An 18,673-nucleotide genomic window follows, 5' to 3' on the forward strand; every position below is an offset into this window, starting at 1 on the left:
AACGATTTATGTCAGATATGACACATATAGTAGAAAACTCATTAGAAGTTTCATCGAAAGACTCTGCTCAACCTAGCCCTCTAACGTCTCATTCTTTTAGTCAGAAATTAGAATTCAATAATCCAGTTTTTTGGCTCAGCGGCAGTTTTTTGATGTTGTTTGTGTTACTTGCAATAGTCAATACTGATTTGCTTTCCTCCATCGTCTCCACTAGCTTCACATACGCAACAAAATGGTTTGGCGCTTTCTGGCAAGTATTACTACTGCTAAATTTTGTTGTTGGTCTATTTTTAGCTATAAGCCGGACAGGTGATGTAAAACTAGGCGGGTTGAATGTACCTGAAATTGACACCTTTAAATGGATGTCGATTGTATTATGTACCTTACTTGCTGGCGGTGGTGTATTTTGGGCCGCAGCTGAACCTATTGCGCACTTTGTTTCTCCCCCACCATTTTATGGTGAGACCAATATAGAAGACATGGCAGTAAATGCTTTGTCTCAGTCATTCCTACACTGGGGTTTTCTTGCATGGGCGATTCTTGGTGGTTTGTCATCCATTGTTTTGATGCACTTACATTACGATAAAGGCTTACCACTTAAACCAAGAACTCTGCTTTACCCTCTACTTGGCGATAAAGCAATTAATGGTTGGCTTGGGAATGTTGTCGATGCTTGCAGCATTATTGCCGTAGCGGCTGGTACGATAGGCCCAATCGGTTTTCTGGGTCTGCAACTTAGTTATGCACTTAATGACTTATTTGGCATTGATAATAATTTATTATCTCAAACCATAGTCATCGTATTAGCCATTGTCATGTACACGCTTTCTGCATTGAGTGGTGTCAACAAAGGCATTCAAATTATCAGCCGGTATAACATCATATTCGCGGTTGGTTTGATTGGTTTTATTCTACTGTTTGGCCCAACCAGTTTCATCATTGATGGCTACTTACAGGGTGTAGGTGGAATGGTGAATAACTTTGCGTCATTAGCTTTGTTCCGTCAAGATACCGGCTGGTTAGGTTCTTGGACTGTGTTCTTCTGGGGTTGGTTCATTGGTTATGGCCCAATGATGGCGATTTTCATTGCTCGAATCTCGCGTGGCCGTAGTATTCGCCAGCTAATTTTAGCCATTAGCGTGGTTGCACCTCTGATCACTTGCTTCTGGTTCAGTGTGGTCGGTGGCAGTGGTTTGGCACTTGAACTTGCCAACCCTGGTAGCATCACTACGGCATTCGAAGGTTTTAATCTACCTGCGGTCTTGCTGGCTATCACCAATCAACTACCAGCACCGCTATTAATCGCAGTTCTGTTTTTAATTCTAACCACTACCTTTATCGTTACCACTGGTGACTCAATGACCTACACCATTAGCGTAGTTATGACGGGTTCAACCGAACCAAACCCGTTAGTACGAGCTTTCTGGGGTGTGATCATGGGAGTGGTTGCCATAGCGCTTATCTCTATGGGTTCAGGTGGTATCTCTGCATTGCAGTCTTTCATCGTAGTGACCGCTGTACCGGTTTCGTTCATTTTACTCCCTTGTTTATGGCAAGCACCCCGTATTGCTTATCAAATGGCTCGTGAACAAGGGCTTATCGTAAACCAGCATTGATTCAATGCAAAATATACCGTTATTGGATTTTAAATAGAGCCGGTACCTAAGAGAATGAAGGGCGAACTAATATTATGGTTCGCCCTTATCAATAAAGGCCCTTATCAATAAAGATCAAAACCAACATTAGTAATCAGCTTTTTTTGCGCGCCGAAGTATCGCTATATTCCAATCTTCGAAGCTTAATCGCTAAGGCCCCTTATACCGGATCACATCACACTTTTCCCGAATGATTTTGTACCGTATTACGCATCATGTACCAGGTACATCAGAGTTCATTCCTCATCTGTAGAAAAACAATAAGCGCCTTGTATCATATTTAGTTTTTTCATCTACGCTTTTATTGAACAGCGTCAGACTAAAAAGGACTTAATAATGAAAAGGCTTTATATCGTAATCCCTCTTTTACTCCCACTCACAACGTTTGCTAACGAGTTCGAAGCAGCTCTTAAAGAGTTTGCAATTAAGGATGTCAAAAGCATTGCGGCTGATGCGGATGTCGTTTCACAAATCAAAGCACAAAATCAGCACAGCAGTCAGCTAGATCAAAACCAAATCACTTCACTAGACAAAGATTGGCGCAGCCAAGTTGGACAAGAAAATGCACCACTTATAAGTAATAAGTTAAGTAGTGAACTGTCCAAAAAGCTTGCTGCGATGCAGGAAAATAGCCAAGGTGTTATCACTGAAATTTTTGTTATGGATAATAAAGGCCTCAACGTTGCCCAAAGTGCTGTGACTTCAGATTATTGGCAAGGTGATGAAGACAAATGGCAACAAACTTATTTAGTTGGTCCTAATGCATATCATATTGGCGAAATTGAAGAAGATGAGTCCACACAGGTGTTTCAGTCTCAAGTGAGCTATGCCATATCTGATCCAACGTCTGGACAAGTCATCGGTGCAGTTACTGTTGGCGTCAACGTGGAAGAACTATAACGACTGGAGCTAAGTATGCGAGTTACTATTAGTAAGCTCGTTGTTGCCAGCGCCTCGATGCTAACCATTATCGCTATGGCGACGATTTCTTATTTCAATTGGAGCAGTAGTGTTGATGCTATCTACCAATTAAACAAATCGTCTTATATGCAATCGAGTCATGCCTTGGGTGAACAACTTGCTACCCCTGTCAGGTTTAAAAAAATCACCAATATAAAGGAGAAAGTCGAGGTCGCACTTCAAAGTCAAAATGGAAGTTTAAACGCAATACAAATTTATCGACCTAATTTGTCTTTGCTCTACAGCAGTAATGAAGTAACGGAATCAGCATTGAACGGTATTTTGCAGGAAAAAACCGTACTAATAGACAATTCCAACCTGCATCAAATAGGGGTTCCCTTATACGCAGGCAAGAAAAAGACATTGGTTGGTTACCTAGTTGCAGACTGGAATTTCACTCAAGCAAAAGGGCTTGGGAATCAACTCAGTATCCAGTCGTGTATTATTGCTTTAATCTCTGTTGCTGCTTGTGTGACCATTTTGCTCGCATTACTTAATACGCTTTGGGTTAAACCGCTGCAAAAGCTCATCAGTCTTTGTGATAAACTAAGCTCTGGTGAATGCGATTTAAGCAAACGCCTTGAGTTCAAACGTCAAAATGAGCTGGGCATGCTAGCTTGCAGTATGAACCACTTTATCGAAAAGATGGAACAGACCTTAATCCCCATCCACCAAGGAGCAGATTCTGTTACATCGATTTCTAAAGATCTTGATCATTATTTGGCCTCAATAGGTAATAAAATTACTCGCCAAAGAGATGCAATCAAGACAACAGTGCAGTTTAGCGAGCAAGCACAACAATCGTTCTCAGTAGTGAAAAACAATACCTTCGATACTTTAGATTCTCTCAACCGCGCGGTAAAAAGTGCCAAGGGTGGACAGAAGTGCTTGCTTAGTGCGTTAAGAGACAATCGTTCAATGTCTGAGAAAAGTACGCATTTGTACACAGCGGCGAATGAGGTCAATCGGCAAGTTATGAAGGTCACTGAAATTTTAGGAATCATCCGTAATATCGCCGAACAGACCAATCTCCTTGCCCTTAATGCTGCTATAGAAGCTGCTAGAGCTGGTGAAGAAGGCCGCGGTTTTGCCGTGGTGGCCGATGAAGTTCGCGGTTTAGCTGAAAAGACATCTAATTCAACGAATCAAGTTGAAGAGATATTGACCAATCTGGCCAATGTATCCAATTCCTTGATAAAAATTACCGAAGAAGGAAGCAGTACCAGTGAGGCAAGCTTAGGCTCGATTGAAAACGCAGTAAAAGACATCGAAAAAGCACTCGAAGATGTCTCTCAGGCTGATCGAATGTGTTCAACCATTGCAAATTCATCGGAATCACAAATTAACGCCATGTCAGAACTAGTCGAGCGACTACTCAGTGTCGACCAACAAATCGATAGCTTGGTCGAGGATTCACAACACATCGAAACCAATAGCGCCAAACTTTTTTCACAGGCGAGTAACACCAGTCAACACCTATCTAGCTACAATCTAGCGGTGTAATACTGAGATAAAGGGTTTTATTAGTTGATAAAACCCTTTTAAAAATCACAACATAGCTAAGGCTAGTTTGGCAAGGTTATAGGCATCAACATAACCAGAATGCTGTCGGCCTTCCCACTCAATTTGTTGTGCTTCCTGAGCCGCCTTATGACCAATACGTTTGTCTTTTAAACGGTACTTAACCCGGTATAATGTTGCTAAGTTAATGCATTCTCTAATTGGCATCTCTAGACTCTTAGCCATACATTCTTTGGCCAAAATAAGATCATCTCGCCCCCAAGAAGCATAGATCTTATTCGTTCCGCCAAAGTTTTTAACCATTGACTTCATCACCTCAGGGAGTGGACGGCCTTGTTTTTCAATTTTTCTTGGAGTAATGCCCGTAAGTTCAGCACAAAACAGTGAGACTTCATCCTGTTCTGGCTTCACATAGTATTGGGCACGCTTTACAATCTCGCCTTTTGCAAGATCAATTTCTGCTAGCCCAATTTCTATAATTTCACCCGTTGTTCCGACGCCGTTTTCATTCCAGCAGCACATTTCCAAATCGAAACAAACTATACGGTTATGGTTCATTACTCGCCTATTGTTTTACGTTTCTAACAAAGCGCCAAAGTCTATCTTAGTTAAGCTCAAAACTCGACTGACAACGAATCAATTGCACAAAACTGCTGCAATTATGCTCTTCACCCCCCAGTGCGAAACCTGCCCATTTCTTTCACAAGACGCTAAAGTGACTAAAAAAAAGACATTCAGGCAACCACGACTCCTTTTCTAAAGGCCTAGCTGGTTGAATGTGATAATATTTGCCCCAATTTAACCTAATAATAACGACAATAGCAGTCTGCTATGGCTGCTATTTACCCCATTGATTAAGAGAAATGTCATGACGTTCGATTTACAGATGATCCCTCAAACGTTCGATATGCTGCACGCAGGCCTTACCGTATCAAGCATCTTTTTGCTTCTTATTGCCGTATCACGCAAATCCCAAGTCGTCGAAAAAGTAGTTGAGAAACCAGTAGAAAAAATTGTCGAAGTGGAAAAGCTAGTTGAAAAAATCGTTGAAGTTGAAAAAGTGGTCGAAGTCGAAAAAGTGATTGAGAAAGTAGTCGAAGTCGAATCCAAACTCGCTACGGCTTCTACCGACTCTGCCATGCAGCTACTGTCGATTATGCAGCAAGAGTCTCGCCTGATTGACTTCTTAAAAGAAGACCTGACTTCATTTTCTGATGAAGATGTGGGTGCAGCTGCAAGAGTTATTCATACTGGTGGACAAAAAGTACTGAGCGATTACGTTACGCTAGAAGCTATTCGCAGCGAAGACGAAGAGACACGTATCACTATCGAAGAAGGCTTTAACTCACAACAGATCCGCCTAACAGGTAATGTAACAGGCAATGCGCCTTTTAGTGGGACTCTCATTCATAAAGGCTGGAAAGCCAGTGATATGAATCTACCTAAATTAGCCGAAAACTACGATGCTTCAATTATTGCCCCTGCCGAGGTAGAGCTGTAATGGAAAATCATACCCCAGACCAAGCTAAAGCGCCCAAATACAGTGTTGGCATTGACTTGGGTACGACGCATTGCGTACTGTCATACCTTGATACCTCGAACGAGCAAGCCAAGGTTGAGGTCATGCCGATTGCTCAATTAACCGCGCCTGGTACAGTTGAAACAAGAAACCAGCTTGGCTCGTTTCTTTATCAGCCTCACGAACATGAGATGAACCCAGCATCACGAGTACTGCCTTGGTCATCAGAACCCAATGCTCTGGTTGGTGCTATTGCACGTAACCTGGGGGCTAAAACCCCAATTCGCCTTATCGCCAGTGCTAAATCTTGGCTTTGCCATGCCGGAGTTAATCGCCGTGATGCGTTTCTTCCTGCGGGCAGCCCTGAAGAAGTAGAAAAAATATCCCCACTTCGGGCCACAGAGCTCTACCTAGAGCATCTTAAAGATGCTTGGAACCACACTCACTCAAATTCTCCACTTACGGAGCAAGATGTTACCATTACTGTCCCTGCCTCTTTTGACCCTGCGGCTCGCGATTTAACCGCTGAAGCGGCCAAAAATGTTGGGCTGGGGCACCTAACCCTATTAGAAGAGCCTCAAGCGGCGCTGTATAACTGGATTGATAACAGCAATGACAAATGGCGAGAGCAAGTATCGGTTGGCGACATTGTGCTGGTTGTGGATATCGGTGGCGGTACAACAGACCTTTCTTTGGTTGAAGTCACCGAACACGAAGGTAATCTAGCATTAAATCGCATCGCGGTCGGTGAGCATATTTTGCTTGGCGGTGACAATATGGATTTAGCGCTCGCTTATCGTCTTAAAGTGAAGTTGGCACAAGATGGAAAAGAGCTTCAACCATGGCAAGTTCAGACAATGACCCATGCTTGTCGTGATGCCAAAGAAGCGCTCCTTAATGACATTCAGCTTGAATCTGTTCCAATCGTAGTGCCAAGTAGAGGTTCAAAGCTCCTTGGTTCCACACTTAAAACCGAGCTAACGCAAGAAGAAGTTCAACAAACCTTGGTTGATGGCTTCTTTCCAAAAATTCCTGTCACTGAACACCCGGTGCAACGTAATCGCGGCGCGTTAACTCAGATGGGCTTACCGTACGCTCAAGATGCTGGTATCACACGTCACATTGCTGCTTTCCTAACCAAGCAAGCTAATGCCCAAGATGGTGAGACTGCACAAACTGATTACAACCCCTTTGCTTCAATGCCAGGTATGGGCGGTACCCAAACATCTAATGCTGACTTTATCAAACCAACTGCCATCCTGTTTAATGGCGGTGTGTTAAAATCAGAGCTGCTTGCAACTCGATTAGAAGATACTCTTAACAACTGGTTAATCCACTCAGATTGCGAAATAGCGCAGCGCCTTACTGGCGTTGATCTGGATCTCGCAGTTGCCAGCGGCGCATCTTATTATGGCGCTGTTCGCCTCGGTCAAGGTGTTCGTATCCGTGGTGGTATAGCCTCTAGCTATTATGTGGGTATCGAAAGTGCCATGCCAGCGATCCCGGGGATGGCACCTCCACTTGAAGCCTTGTGTGTTGCGCCATTTGGCATGGAAGAAGGATCGTCGGTGGAAGTACCGAGCCAAGAGTTTGGCCTAATTATTGGCCAACCCGTGAGTTTTCAATTCTTTGGCTCAAACGTGCGCCGCGATGATCTCGCAGGGATTCATCTAGATCATTGGGGCCCAGATGAACTGGAAGAACTACCCGAAATTCAAGTTACCTTACCGATTTCTGAAGGCCGCCGAGAAGGTGAAGTGGTTCCTGTGACTTTAGCTTCTCGGGTAACTGAACTTGGTACACTCTACCTAGAAGCCATTGCCGCCGATAATGGCCAAAAATGGCACGTTGAGTTCGACGTTCGCGAAGACGCAAGCAAAGACTCACCTCAAAACGAGCTTGCTTAATGTTTAACGGCACCTAATCGGTGCCGTTACTTCTTATTTTCAAGGTTATGTATGGCATCTCCTAGCTTTCTTGTTGGCATAGACTTAGGCACAACTAACACCGTTGTTGCCTTTTGTGAAATCACTGACAACCTAGAGCGCTCAAACGTCGCTCTTTTTGATATCGACCAACTTATTGGACCGGGAGAAGTCGTTCGCAAGCCTCTTTTGCCATCTTTTCGCTACCATCCTGCTATGGAGCAAGTATCATCGGCTGATCTCACTTTACCGTGGGGATCACAACTGGTTGCTAGCGATATCACCAATGTCATTATTGGTGAATGGGCAAGAGAACTGGGCGCCAAAGTAGAGGGTCGTCAAGTATCAAGTGCGAAAAGCTGGTTATCTCACCAAGCGGTCGACCGTAATTCTGACATCCTCCCATGGGCATCAATAGGTGATGTAGACAAAGTCTCTCCTGTGGTGGCTAGTGCCAGCTATCTCAACCATATAAAACAAGCATGGAACTATCGCCATCCAAGCAATAAGCTTGAAAATCAAGATGTCGTCATCACTGTACCAGCGTCCTTTGATGAAACGGCACGCAAGCTAACATTAGAAGCCGCTTCACTGGCTGGCTTAGACAAGATTGTTCTTCTCGAAGAACCACAAGCGGTATGCTACGACTGGTATGCCCGCCATCAGAAAACCGCGAGCGAAGAACTTAAGCAACTACCACTTATCTTGGTGTGTGATGTAGGAGGTGGCACCACGGATTTAAGCTTGCTTGAAGCCAAATACAATACTGAGGAACTGGCACTGGATAGAATTGGCGTGGGTGAACACTTAATGCTAGGAGGCGACAACCTAGATTTAGCTTTAGCCCATCTTGCCGAAAGCCGCTTTAATCAAGGTAAAAAGCTCAACGCTGCCAACCTCACCAAACTTATTCAGCAAACAAGACAAGCAAAAGAAACTCTTCTGTCTCTTAATGCCCCTGAAGAAATTAAAATCACCATGCTTGGTAGTGGTTCAAAACTGCTTGGTGGTACAAAAAGCATAAGCCTTAGCAAACAAGAAGTGCACCACATTGCTTTAGATGGGTTTTTCCCGTTATCTGATTTTTCTGATACTCCAAGTAAGCGCCGCAGTGCTATGGTTGAGTTCGGATTACCTTATGTGGCAGATCCTGCGGTCAGTAAACACCTCGCCGAATTTCTCCACCAGCATCAACAAGTGTCTTGCTCCGCTCTCGAACAACAAGATAGCACTAAACCTGCAATACCTGTTGGCTTACTGCTTAACGGCGGCGTATTTAACAGTGAGCTGATCACAGAGCGTATAACCAAGCTGCTTGAGAATTGGCGTGGCACGCCGATTACTGTGCTTGATAATCCTCATCCAGATTGGTCCGTGGCATTTGGCGCAGTTGCCTACGGTAAAGCAAGACGAGGGGCCCAACTAAAAATTGGTGGTGGTGCAGCGCGTTCCTATTTTCTGCATTTGCAAGAAAAAAACAAGCTGGGTAAAGCACTATGTTTACTCGCAAAGGGAACCGAAGAAAGCCAAGAAATCCGCTTAAGTGGCCGACGTTTTTCTCTCACATTGGGAGAACCAGTACGCTTTAACTTGCTAACATCAACTCACGATACTCTAACTCAAGGTACTGCGAGCCAAAACGGCGTTATGGTAGATGTGGACCCTGATATATTCGCTCCCCTGCCCCCTTATATCTCGACCTTAGAAGGCGAAGGCATTGCACTTCAAGCCAATCAAAAAGAGCGCGTAGAAGTCCAGTTGGCGTGTCAACTTACCGAAGTCGGCACGTTAAAATTAGAATGCGTTAACGTCGATGATGACAACAAACGTTGGGCATTGGAGTTTGAAGTTCGCAATCAGCAATCCGATCAATCTGAGTCAACAAAGCTTCATCCACGTTTAACTGAGTGCAAAGAGCTTATCACCAGCCTTTATAGCGGCAATAAAAAGAGTGCCGATTCAAAACAAATCAAAACACTGGCTAAAAATTTAGAAAAAAAACTCGGTCAACGTGATGATTGGGATTTCATCACTCTACGCCAACTATTTGATGCCTTTGCCCAAGGACGAAAGCGTCGGCGCCGCTCTGAAGCTCACGAAAAGAACTGGCTTCGTTTAGCTGGCTTTTCGATGCGCCCGGGGTTTGGTGATGCGACAGATTCGTGGCGATTAGAACAAGTATGGAGCTTATATCAGCAAGGTATTCAATTTAAAAACCACCAAAGCTGGACTGACTGGTGGGTGTTTTGGCGCCGTATTGCAGGTGGGCTCAATCAAGAGCAGCAAGAGACCATACTTGCCGATATCGCCAAATATCTCCACCCAGGTACAATGAAAAACCCTCAGTCAGCTAAGAACGCCCACGATATGGGTTATGAGTCTATGGTGCGACTAGCCGCTTCATTAGAGCATTTGGAAGTTGAAGATAAAGTCCTATTATCCAGTTGGTTTTTAAGTAAAGCCATTAACCACAATCAATTTGGACAAGCGCATTGGTGGGCACTAGGCCGCTTAGCTGCACGCACGCCACTTTATGGCAGTCAACATAATGTTATTCCTCGTGAACAAGCTGAACAATGGCTTCCTAAACTGCTTGAACAGAACTGGCAAAAAGAGACTATGATTGCGTTTGCTACCGTACTGATATGTCGCAAAACTGGCGATCGTTTATTTGATATCTCTGATGACTTTCGCCAGCAAGTTTTGGCTAAACTCAAACAAAGCAAAGTACCCGATATTTGGGTGGATTTAGTTGCTGAAGTCAAAGAGCTCTCTTATACCGAATCCAAACGCGCCTTTGGTGATACCATTCCAGCAGGCTTATCACTGATCACTCGATAAGTGATTTTTTAACAAATAAAAAAGTTGCCTATTGTGGTTAATTGGCAACTTTTATCAAATAGATCTGAGGTTTAGGTTTCTCCATTTTTACCTTAATCATCGATAAAAGCCTTATATATAGGCCACCACGTACAGCGTAAAATCTTTTCCCCTTGCCAAATGAACCGTTTTCCACCAAAATAACACTGTGTATATAAACAGTGTTATTTTATGAAAGTGATCCCGATTACTGCTCGTGCTGGCATTACTGGTTTTGAGTCACCCGCGGCTGAATACCGTCAGCTTTCACTCGATCTTGATGAGCTACTAATTGACCACCCAAATGCCACCTTTTTAGGGTGTGCCTATGGTGATTCTATGCAGGGCGTGGGCATTTTCGATGGCGATATCTTAATCGTGGATCGCCATGTTTCACTCAATAACATGGATGTGATCGTTGCTAACCTAAATGGTGAGTTTGTTTGTAAATTGCTTGATATAAAATATCGCCAGCTGATTTCTGCAAACCCTATTCACGCACCAGTTCTGGTGCAAGAGTGTGATACCTTTACTATCGAGGGTGTGGTAATACGTTCAATACGCTGTCATCGCTCTAGCCATCTTTTAGAATAACAACTTACCCATGTTTGCCTTAGTCGATGCCAACGCGTTTTATTGTAGTGCAGAGCAAGTTTTTAGGCCTGAGTGGCGTGGTATGCCTTTGGTAGTGCTTTCGAATAATGATGGCTGTATTGTCGCTGCCAACCGCCAAGCCAGAGAATGCGGTATACAGAAATTCAAACCCTACTTTCAGATGGAGGGGCTGTGTAAGCAGCACGGGGTTATTGTACTGTCTTCTAACTACGAGCTTTATGCCGATTTATCAAGCAAAATGATGGAAGTCATCGGACGGTTTGCGCCAGATCAGCACGTCTACTCAATTGATGAGTCCTTTCTCTCATTCAAACACACTGTATCAGCGATACCTTGTTTACAAACTCATGCTCATACGCTGAGAAAATCCGTTTGGAAAGAGTGTCGGATGCCTGTATGCGTTGGTATCGGGCCAACATTAACCATAGCTAAAATTGCGAACCATGCAGCAAAAAAGGTACAAGGATTTAATGGAGTATGCATACTCGATACTACAGCAGAAAGAGATCGGGTGCTCGCTCAGTTATCTGTGAGTGATGTGTGGGGAGTCGGTAAACGGCTAACCATGCATTTAAAGCAGTCAGGCATCACCACTGCCCTACAATTGGCTAAATACCCCGCCCCACTTGCACGTAAAATGTTTAGTGTGGAGTTAGAGCGAACAGTACGTGAACTTAATGGGCAAGTCTGCAAACAGTGGGATGAAGCTAGGGCAGACAAAAAGCAAATATTTTCTACTCGTAGTTTTGGTGAGCGTATCGAGGATGCTAAATCACTATGCCAAGCACTGTGTCATCATGCTGCGATTGCTTCCCATAAAGCCAGGAAGCAACACTCTTTATGTAAGGTACTAATGTGTTTTGCCTCAAGTTCACCATTCGATGACATTGCTTATAGCCAACGAGCGATTCACCGCTTCCCTTTTCCGACCTCAGATGTAACCCAAGTGACTAAAGTGGTGTCTGAACTGACCGAGCAGTTATTTGCTGACGGTGTGCGATTTTATAAAGTGGGTGTAGGCTTATTAGACTTAGTGGACAACCATCAAGAACAACCGGATTTGTTTAACCCAACACCAAACAATATGGAGCTGATGTCAGTGTTTGATCAATTGAATCAACGCTATGGTCAGAATACGATTTTCTTAGGTGCACAAGGGATAGAGCCTAAATGGCAAATGAGACGCCAATTTTTAACACCTCAATATACTACGTGTTGGGGAGACATACCTAAAATCCTGTGCTGAACATCTTGAATTGAATGTGGCCATTGGTTGGTTAACATCCGAAGTGCTGGTAATACTTCGATTACTTTTCTTCAGATTCAGCAGCAACAGCATAGCCATTTGTATACTGCAATATGCTACATAAATTACATATATATCAAAAATTTAATTGTCAATACGGCAAAAATGCGCGGTAATACGCCTAAAGAGGGGGTATTGTGAAGCAGTGAATCATGAGGAAATCGTTCTACTGATGTGAAAAGAACTCAGATTAAAGTAAGGAAAATCATGCCAGAGTACAGTATTTAGGTACCAGACTAGCGGCAATTCTTATGTCATTCCTGTTTTGTATATACTACTGAAACGACAAAGATTTTTAAACACTATCAAAAATAGAGCCAATCAGACTAACTGGTTGGCTCAAGCATTTGGGGTCTTTATTACTAAGTTAATTTAGTACATTTTTAATTAAAAATTGTGCCACTTCGGTGCTTAAAAACATCAACTTGAGACAAACACGTTTACTCTACAATAGTGGGAAATGCTGTGATATTATGTTTTCGACCATAGAATCTATTTGATACGGAGAAAGCAAATCAAAGTCCAACTCTCCTAATAATATCTTCTGACTGAGACGAAAATTAAGTAAACGTTCTAATTGTTCTAATTGTTCTTTTTCGGTTGTATTCAATATACTTTGACTTGTTTGAAGAAGAAATGACTGAACACTTTCAGTACCTTCATTTTTCTTAAATTCAAGTACAGCGTCATCAAGATTCTGTGAATTTTCGATATCAAATTTATCCTTATATTTATAGACTTTAGTTTGGTAGATATTATCTATTTTTCTGTTGATATAATTTGATATATGCTGTTTAAACATCTCTGATTTTACTCCTGCATAGTGATTTCCTTCTAGGCGCTTTACCTCATCAAATGCTTTAGCAATCGATTCATCAATAACTGGGTCTAGACACTGTAACTCAAGATATATCCAATCAGTTGCTAACAGCCCTTTTGGATTCTTTGCAAGTTGAATATCAATTTCGGATTGATGGCATTCATTGGTTGTATCTTTTTCGGATCGGAGAAATTCTTTCCATTTACCTTTTTTTGTAGCTAAAGCTCTAAACTCAGCTATTTTGTTACAGGCTAAGTTGAGATTCTGGTTCTCAGGATCAAATATGTCTTGTGCGTAAATTGCAGGTTCCACTCTTTCAATATCTCCGCCTAATCTATTTTTAACCTCTGTAAGTGTTTCTAGATAACCGTGTACTTCTTCTTTACCTAATCTGTCATAGGTATGCTTTAGTGTTACCGCATCATTGTAGGTTAACGGCATTGGATAATTTCTGACTAGATGCTCCAAAAATCCATTGATATCATCCGCTAAAAGCGTGTCTTTTTGTAGGGTAGAATAAGTATTTCCTTTGGCTAATTTATTGTACTTAGCCACAACAAGACTATTTAATTTGTCATAGTGTGCTTTCTGCAGGTTACTATGCTCTACATCATTTCTATCTTCACTTTTGGTTATTAATGGGTCCATCGCAAATGTTTGGTGTGTTACTTCGTATCCCAGGCCTTCGCGAGCAGCATTTAGGTTAAGACCGGCATCAGCAAAAACATTTCGGGTAAATAAGCCACCTAAGCCTTTATCAAGTACAAACTGCGCTTTAACAGCTATCATTCGAGGAGTTTCTACTGAAAAACAGTCTGCCTTACCTACATCATTATCTTTACAAATAAAATCGACATTGTTATCAGGCTCTGTCTTAAGATAGTATCCGTTTTTACCAGTCACTGACTCACTCTGGCTAACTTCTAACATAGTATCAAGCATGTCGTGAGTTGTAAGGTTCTGACCAGAGCTATGTGGATGGATTGTATTTGAATACTCCAGCTCCAAACGATTAGGTTCAATACCTGAATCAAGCAGAAACGTTATGGCTTGGGCCACTGACCAATCGATAGATTGTTTTGTGAATAAGTTTGAGTGATGCTTGGGTGCTCTATCGTTGCTTTGCGCACTAAAGTACCATTTATCTACTTTGTTTAGGTCAAGTAGCTCTTTTACTATTTTCGCTTCTTTTTCATTTCTTGGTACATTAGAGGCAATATTAATCCTGATATTGTGTGCACTCAATTTATTACGTAGCTGAGAAATACTCTTCTTCGAACTTTCTGAATCTAGCTTATTGAAAGGTGAATCTGTATAATCGATACTTACCCATTTAATAAAATCATTGTAAAGTAATGTATCATCAATAATATTAATAATTCTTTCTTCTTTACCTTTAAAAATATTCTTGCTCCGAATTATTATACCTACTTCTGTGCCGTTAATTTTATGCAGTTTTTTTAATAGCTGCAGTGAATATGACTCTTTTTCTTTTTTTTCTTGCATCTTTATGTAAGCAAGAGAAACCATCTCCTCTTCGGCAAGAGAATCCATCTTCTCTTTGGCAAGAGATTTTTTTTGCACAGGAATTATTGCTGTTTTTGTAGAGATATCAAAAGGCAACATTACTACATCATATTTGGCCAGCTCATTCAGCTCCACCTGTTCTGCTAGGGAGAAGTCTTGTCCTGCAGATAAGTATGCAGTGAGCAAGGGCTTTTCTCGGTCTTTTTTATAATGGTTTGAGTAATGAGCTCGATTAATAGCATATACAATGGCGTGCTCGGGCTCTATTTTATCTTTTTCCTGAGTTGTTGACTGCACACTAAGCGTTGTTACTCCAACCACTGAGGCTAGAAAAATCACTAATTTTTTCATCAGTTATCAGTTTCTCTTTCGACATATTATGGCAAGTTATTATCTTATCGAGAGCAAAAGAGCAGCTCATTACATGCTTATTGTAATTTGGCTGTCAATACAAACGATAATTAGACTTGGAGCAGCATAAATAAATCAACTCTGCCGCCTTCTCTGGCACCGCCAGAGATAAACCGAGAAGCCTAACAAGATAATAAAAGAGATATTGTCAAATTAATGACATATATGTCATCTGATTGAAAACTAATTTTATTTATAATTATTTGTTATAAATTCAATTGGTTTTAGTTAATAATTTTACTGCCGAATACTCGTCCGAAGTACATCACATGATTTTTTAAGTTGTAACCTAAGAGATGATCTACTTGACTCACCCGAACACTGAGTTAAACACCACAGATTTTAGAGTACTCATAATACTTCACCTTTTAAAGGTAGTGATACTATTTGAGCTAACAATCTAAAATGGCGGATTCATGATTTTATTAATATCATTATGATTAATATGCCCTGAAATTCCGAAAAAAGAGCGGAGACATAAAAGCCCTTGTAGTGAGCTGTGAGCTGCAACCTGCTCGGAGGGGCACGACTAAAAATCATTTCTAGTAGGAGTTACCAGTGTCTGATAGTGATGTTATTGCAAGCCTTAGACAATATAATAATTTGAAGGAAGTTGAGGTTGAACCAGGAGATGTACTCATCGTTAAAGTCTTTCCGGGATGGGCTCATGACAAAATTGCGTCTTCGATTACCAAAGCACAAAAATACTTCCATTGGAAGTCACCTGACGAAAAAGCAGGTATGAAACTACAAGGCGCTGCGGCTTCTGAACACGTCGCTATTGGCTTATCAGCAACTGAGCTCGCTGAAGCAGCTGCAGAAATTCATGGGAAAGATGATATACCTAATACAGCAGCGATTGTGTATAAATGCACTGACAAAGAATTGGCCAAAGCAGCGGTAACTATAACTAAAGCGTTATGCAGACTTACGGTTGATATAAGACCAAAGGGCCTTCCAGCAGAAGGAGGTCGCTACGACATGGTGGGTGCGGCCAAATCTCTGTATAGTAAAAGAACATTTCATGCATCAACGAACGAGTATATCGAGGACATACTCAGGTTTGTTTATGGTGGTACTAACATTATCCCTGATATGTTTTGTTCACAGCTCGCTGTTGCAGCATACGAGTCTGCATCCGTTGCGATATATGGCAAGACATGCTTTGGTTCCGATCCTAGAGGTGTCACCCCCAGACATATGGAACACCTCCTCAATACCAGAGGAAATTTTTATCTCGCGGGAAGAGTACCAGTCCCATCTCTACTCTTGCATACCGACAAGGTGATACATACTTATGAGAATGCAAGAAAGTGGAGGCAAAGTGCTGACTCAATAGAACTTAATTCATTGATTTATAGTTCATGGTGTAAGCAAGCGGAACGAAGAAAACAAGGGTTTGGAGAGCTATTATATCTTTACGAAACCTACTTCGGGCTCAATGTAAAACCTGAATTCAGAGCAAAAATGAAACCATTAAGTAAGGAGCTGTTAAATTCCTATCCTAGTATAAAAGCATTGCAGATGAAGCCAAAAAGAAGTGGTCGTTTATACAATATTGTTTTTAAAGAGATTGCTCCTTTGGATTACTTTTTATAGGAAGCTATTTTAGCTTCCTTATCACCATCTAAACGATTAATAAGTTTGTTTTGACCGACTAAGGATACCGTTTAAAAAATAACTCCAAGCAGCATCGCTTAACAATAACTATTTTTTCAAAAGGGACGCGCACTCTTCATAAGATGGGCTGTCACCTCTTTGGATTCCCCACAATTGCTTGGCAGCATAATAGGAAAAACTGTTATCAGAAGGGGCTTTCTTTTGCCGGATGTGTCTTTTTTCGACATGGATAGCTTTCATCTCTTGTGCTTGAGCGCCAGATATTTTCCTAGAAGTAGCACATATATTCGCAAGCCCTTCATAAGCATACGCATTGACTTCCGACATATTAATACCGGCTATTGCACTATATGGAATACACAAGCCTACAATGACGACCTTGAGACGTTTACACATATTTATCACCTTACCATTCTAATCGTCACGCAAAACCATCAACCACTTATAAACGATGGCTATCAGACAAGTTACGATTGCGCTTTAAACAGTGCGAACGTACTCGCTAGTGACTTAAGTATTAATTGATACAGATGTAATTGTAGTTGCTATCGAGGCGGGCGATTGATCTTTACACCCTCCCCCTGTAAAGCCTGATACTTAGTGGTTGAAATAGTAGTTTTCAAACCAAATCCAATTTTAATCGTGAGTTTGCTCGTGTGACTGAAATGAGTCCAAGCCAGTATAGAAAACAGAGGCACAATGAAGCAGGGCTATTGTACCTACTTCATTGATTGATCAAACGTAGGTAATTCACTGATACGGCTTAACCACTGGAGTTTAGATTCACCGTATATGGCTGGTATTATGATATTGATTAAACTAAAAAATACAAGCAGTGAATGTAACTATCGAAGATTAACTTTACCCATTTATCATTGAAAATAAATACGTTAAGCTAGGGCTACGACTTCTAGGGATTTATAGCTTTGCTGACTCGATTTTCATCATATATTGTTGCCTTTCTTTGCTTCGCACTGGTTTGCGTTAGCCTTGTGAACGGTAGTCAAAAAGCTTTAATGTCAATACCCAAGAGCTCGTTAGCTCTTGAGATTAAATGCCCAACTGAAAATCACAAAAAAAATAGTTCTGCACATCATTGCTGCGCTTCTTTTTGTACACTAAAAGTCTCTTATTTATCTGAGCTGAACTTGGCGCATGTTAGTCAAAGTTCACTGGCTTTAATTAAACAAGACCAATCAGAAAAAGCAGTGGCTCGCATTCAAACCTTGTTTCGACCTCCGATAGCTTAGTTCTTAATCTTTTACTCAGTTATTACCGACTACACTAGTCGGAGTCAATTGTATTTATTAGGAATTATTTAATGAAAAAACTATTTGCTTTGTTTACAACTATTGTTATTTCACTCAGTGCGCACGCCGCAAAATTTGAGCAAGGGACTTATTATGATGTGCTCGACACAAAAAAATCAGCCACACCAAAAGTCACTGAGTTTTTCTCGTTTTATTGTCCGCACTGTTACAACTTTGAATCTGTGATCAATCAAGTCAAAACTTCACTACCTAAAGGCGCACAGTTTGAAAAAGTTCACGTGGCATTTATGGGCAGTGATATGGCAATACCTATGGCAAAGTCTTACGCCACTATGGTGACACTAGGTGTAGAAAAAACCATGGTTCCGACCATGTTTAAGCAAATTCATCAGCTGCGCAGTGCACCAAAAGATGAAAAAGCGCTTAGACAAATTTTTATCGATAATGGTGTAGATGCTAAAAAGTTTGACGCCACTTACAACAGCTTCGTGGTTAACTCTATGCAAAAAAGCTTTGATAAACAATTTGAAAAAAGCACCTTAACAGGCGTCCCTGGTGTTCTAGTCAACGACAAGTACATAGTCAAATCAGAAAAAATTAAATCGATGGAAGAATACAGCCAGTTGATTAATTATCTACTGACTTTATAAATTGACCTAAAGAT

General features: G+C 41.6%; 13 protein-coding genes. 10 read left to right on the forward strand and 3 right to left on the reverse strand.

Annotated elements, in window-relative coordinates; genetic code table 11:
- Positions 1–8 precede the first annotated feature (8 nt).
- The 3 genes from OCV27_RS09205 to OCV27_RS09215 all read left to right on the forward strand — a co-directional run bounded on the left by OCV27_RS09205 (position 9) and on the right by OCV27_RS09215 (position 4,118).
- Positions 9–1,616, forward strand: coding sequence for a BCCT family transporter (locus tag OCV27_RS09205; protein WP_125322693.1), 1,608 nt, complete (start codon positions 9–11; stop codon positions 1,614–1,616).
- Between the two features lie 375 nt (positions 1,617–1,991).
- Positions 1,992–2,555 carry a hypothetical protein gene (locus OCV27_RS09210; RefSeq protein WP_125322694.1) on the forward strand — a complete coding sequence of 188 codons (564 nt, stop codon included), beginning with the start codon at positions 1,992–1,994 and terminating at the stop codon, positions 2,553–2,555.
- Positions 2,556–2,570: 15 nt separating this feature from the next.
- Complete coding sequence (locus OCV27_RS09215) at positions 2,571–4,118, forward strand: methyl-accepting chemotaxis protein (protein WP_125322695.1); 1,548 nt, start codon at positions 2,571–2,573, stop codon at positions 4,116–4,118.
- A 45-nt stretch (positions 4,119–4,163) separates the two neighbouring features.
- On the opposite strand, the gene OCV27_RS09220 is transcribed toward OCV27_RS09215, so the two are convergent.
- Positions 4,164–4,694: a 3'-5' exonuclease gene (locus OCV27_RS09220; RefSeq protein WP_125322696.1), complete on the reverse strand. Its 531-nt coding sequence runs from the start codon at positions 4,692–4,694 to the stop codon at positions 4,164–4,166.
- A 310-nt stretch (positions 4,695–5,004) separates the two neighbouring features.
- Here OCV27_RS09220 and OCV27_RS09225 point away from each other — a divergent pair, with 310 nt between their 5' ends.
- From OCV27_RS09225 to OCV27_RS09245, 5 genes are all read left to right on the forward strand, one after another.
- Positions 5,005–5,637 (forward strand): DUF2760 domain-containing protein, encoded by a 633-nt coding sequence (locus OCV27_RS09225; RefSeq protein ID WP_125322697.1) that lies wholly within the window; start codon positions 5,005–5,007, stop codon positions 5,635–5,637.
- Positions 5,637–7,562: an Hsp70 family protein gene (locus OCV27_RS09230; RefSeq protein ID WP_125322698.1), complete on the forward strand. Its 1,926-nt coding sequence runs from the start codon at positions 5,637–5,639 to the stop codon at positions 7,560–7,562. The genes OCV27_RS09225 and OCV27_RS09230 overlap by 1 nt, the downstream gene beginning before the upstream one ends.
- A gap of 51 nt (positions 7,563–7,613) precedes the next feature.
- The gene (locus OCV27_RS09235) at positions 7,614–10,421 is read left to right on the forward strand and encodes an Hsp70 family protein (protein WP_125322699.1); all 2,808 of its coding nucleotides are present in this window, start codon (positions 7,614–7,616) and stop codon (positions 10,419–10,421) included.
- A gap of 210 nt (positions 10,422–10,631) precedes the next feature.
- Positions 10,632–11,033, forward strand: coding sequence for a LexA family protein (locus OCV27_RS09240; RefSeq protein ID WP_125322700.1), 402 nt, complete (start codon positions 10,632–10,634; stop codon positions 11,031–11,033).
- A 10-nt stretch (positions 11,034–11,043) separates the two neighbouring features.
- Positions 11,044–12,300 carry a Y-family DNA polymerase gene (locus tag OCV27_RS09245; RefSeq protein ID WP_125322701.1) on the forward strand — a complete coding sequence of 419 codons (1,257 nt, stop codon included), beginning with the start codon at positions 11,044–11,046 and terminating at the stop codon, positions 12,298–12,300.
- Between the two features lie 505 nt (positions 12,301–12,805).
- Here the strand turns inward: OCV27_RS09245 and OCV27_RS09250 are convergent.
- Positions 12,806–15,058: a glycosyl hydrolase family 18 protein gene (locus OCV27_RS09250; protein ID WP_337969048.1), complete on the reverse strand. Its 2,253-nt coding sequence runs from the start codon at positions 15,056–15,058 to the stop codon at positions 12,806–12,808.
- Between the two features lie 618 nt (positions 15,059–15,676).
- Here OCV27_RS09250 and OCV27_RS09255 point away from each other — a divergent pair.
- A complete protein-coding gene (locus tag OCV27_RS09255) occupies positions 15,677–16,717 on the forward strand; it encodes a hypothetical protein (RefSeq protein ID WP_125323196.1) in 1,041 nt (346 codons plus the stop codon).
- A gap of 108 nt (positions 16,718–16,825) precedes the next feature.
- Here OCV27_RS09255 and OCV27_RS09260 read toward each other — a convergent pair whose 3' ends face one another.
- Entirely contained in the window at positions 16,826–17,134 is a 309-nt protein-coding gene (locus OCV27_RS09260; RefSeq protein WP_125323197.1) for a hypothetical protein, read from the reverse strand.
- A gap of 925 nt (positions 17,135–18,059) precedes the next feature.
- Between OCV27_RS09260 and OCV27_RS09265 the strand changes: the two genes are divergently transcribed.
- Positions 18,060–18,659 (forward strand): thiol:disulfide interchange protein DsbA/DsbL, encoded by a 600-nt coding sequence (locus tag OCV27_RS09265; RefSeq protein WP_125323198.1) that lies wholly within the window; start codon positions 18,060–18,062, stop codon positions 18,657–18,659.
- Positions 18,660–18,673: the final 14 nt, after the last annotated feature.

This window comes from Vibrio pectenicida (assembly GCA_024347015.1).
In the GTDB taxonomy this organism is placed as follows: Bacteria; Pseudomonadota; Gammaproteobacteria; order Enterobacterales; family Vibrionaceae; genus Vibrio; species Vibrio pectenicida.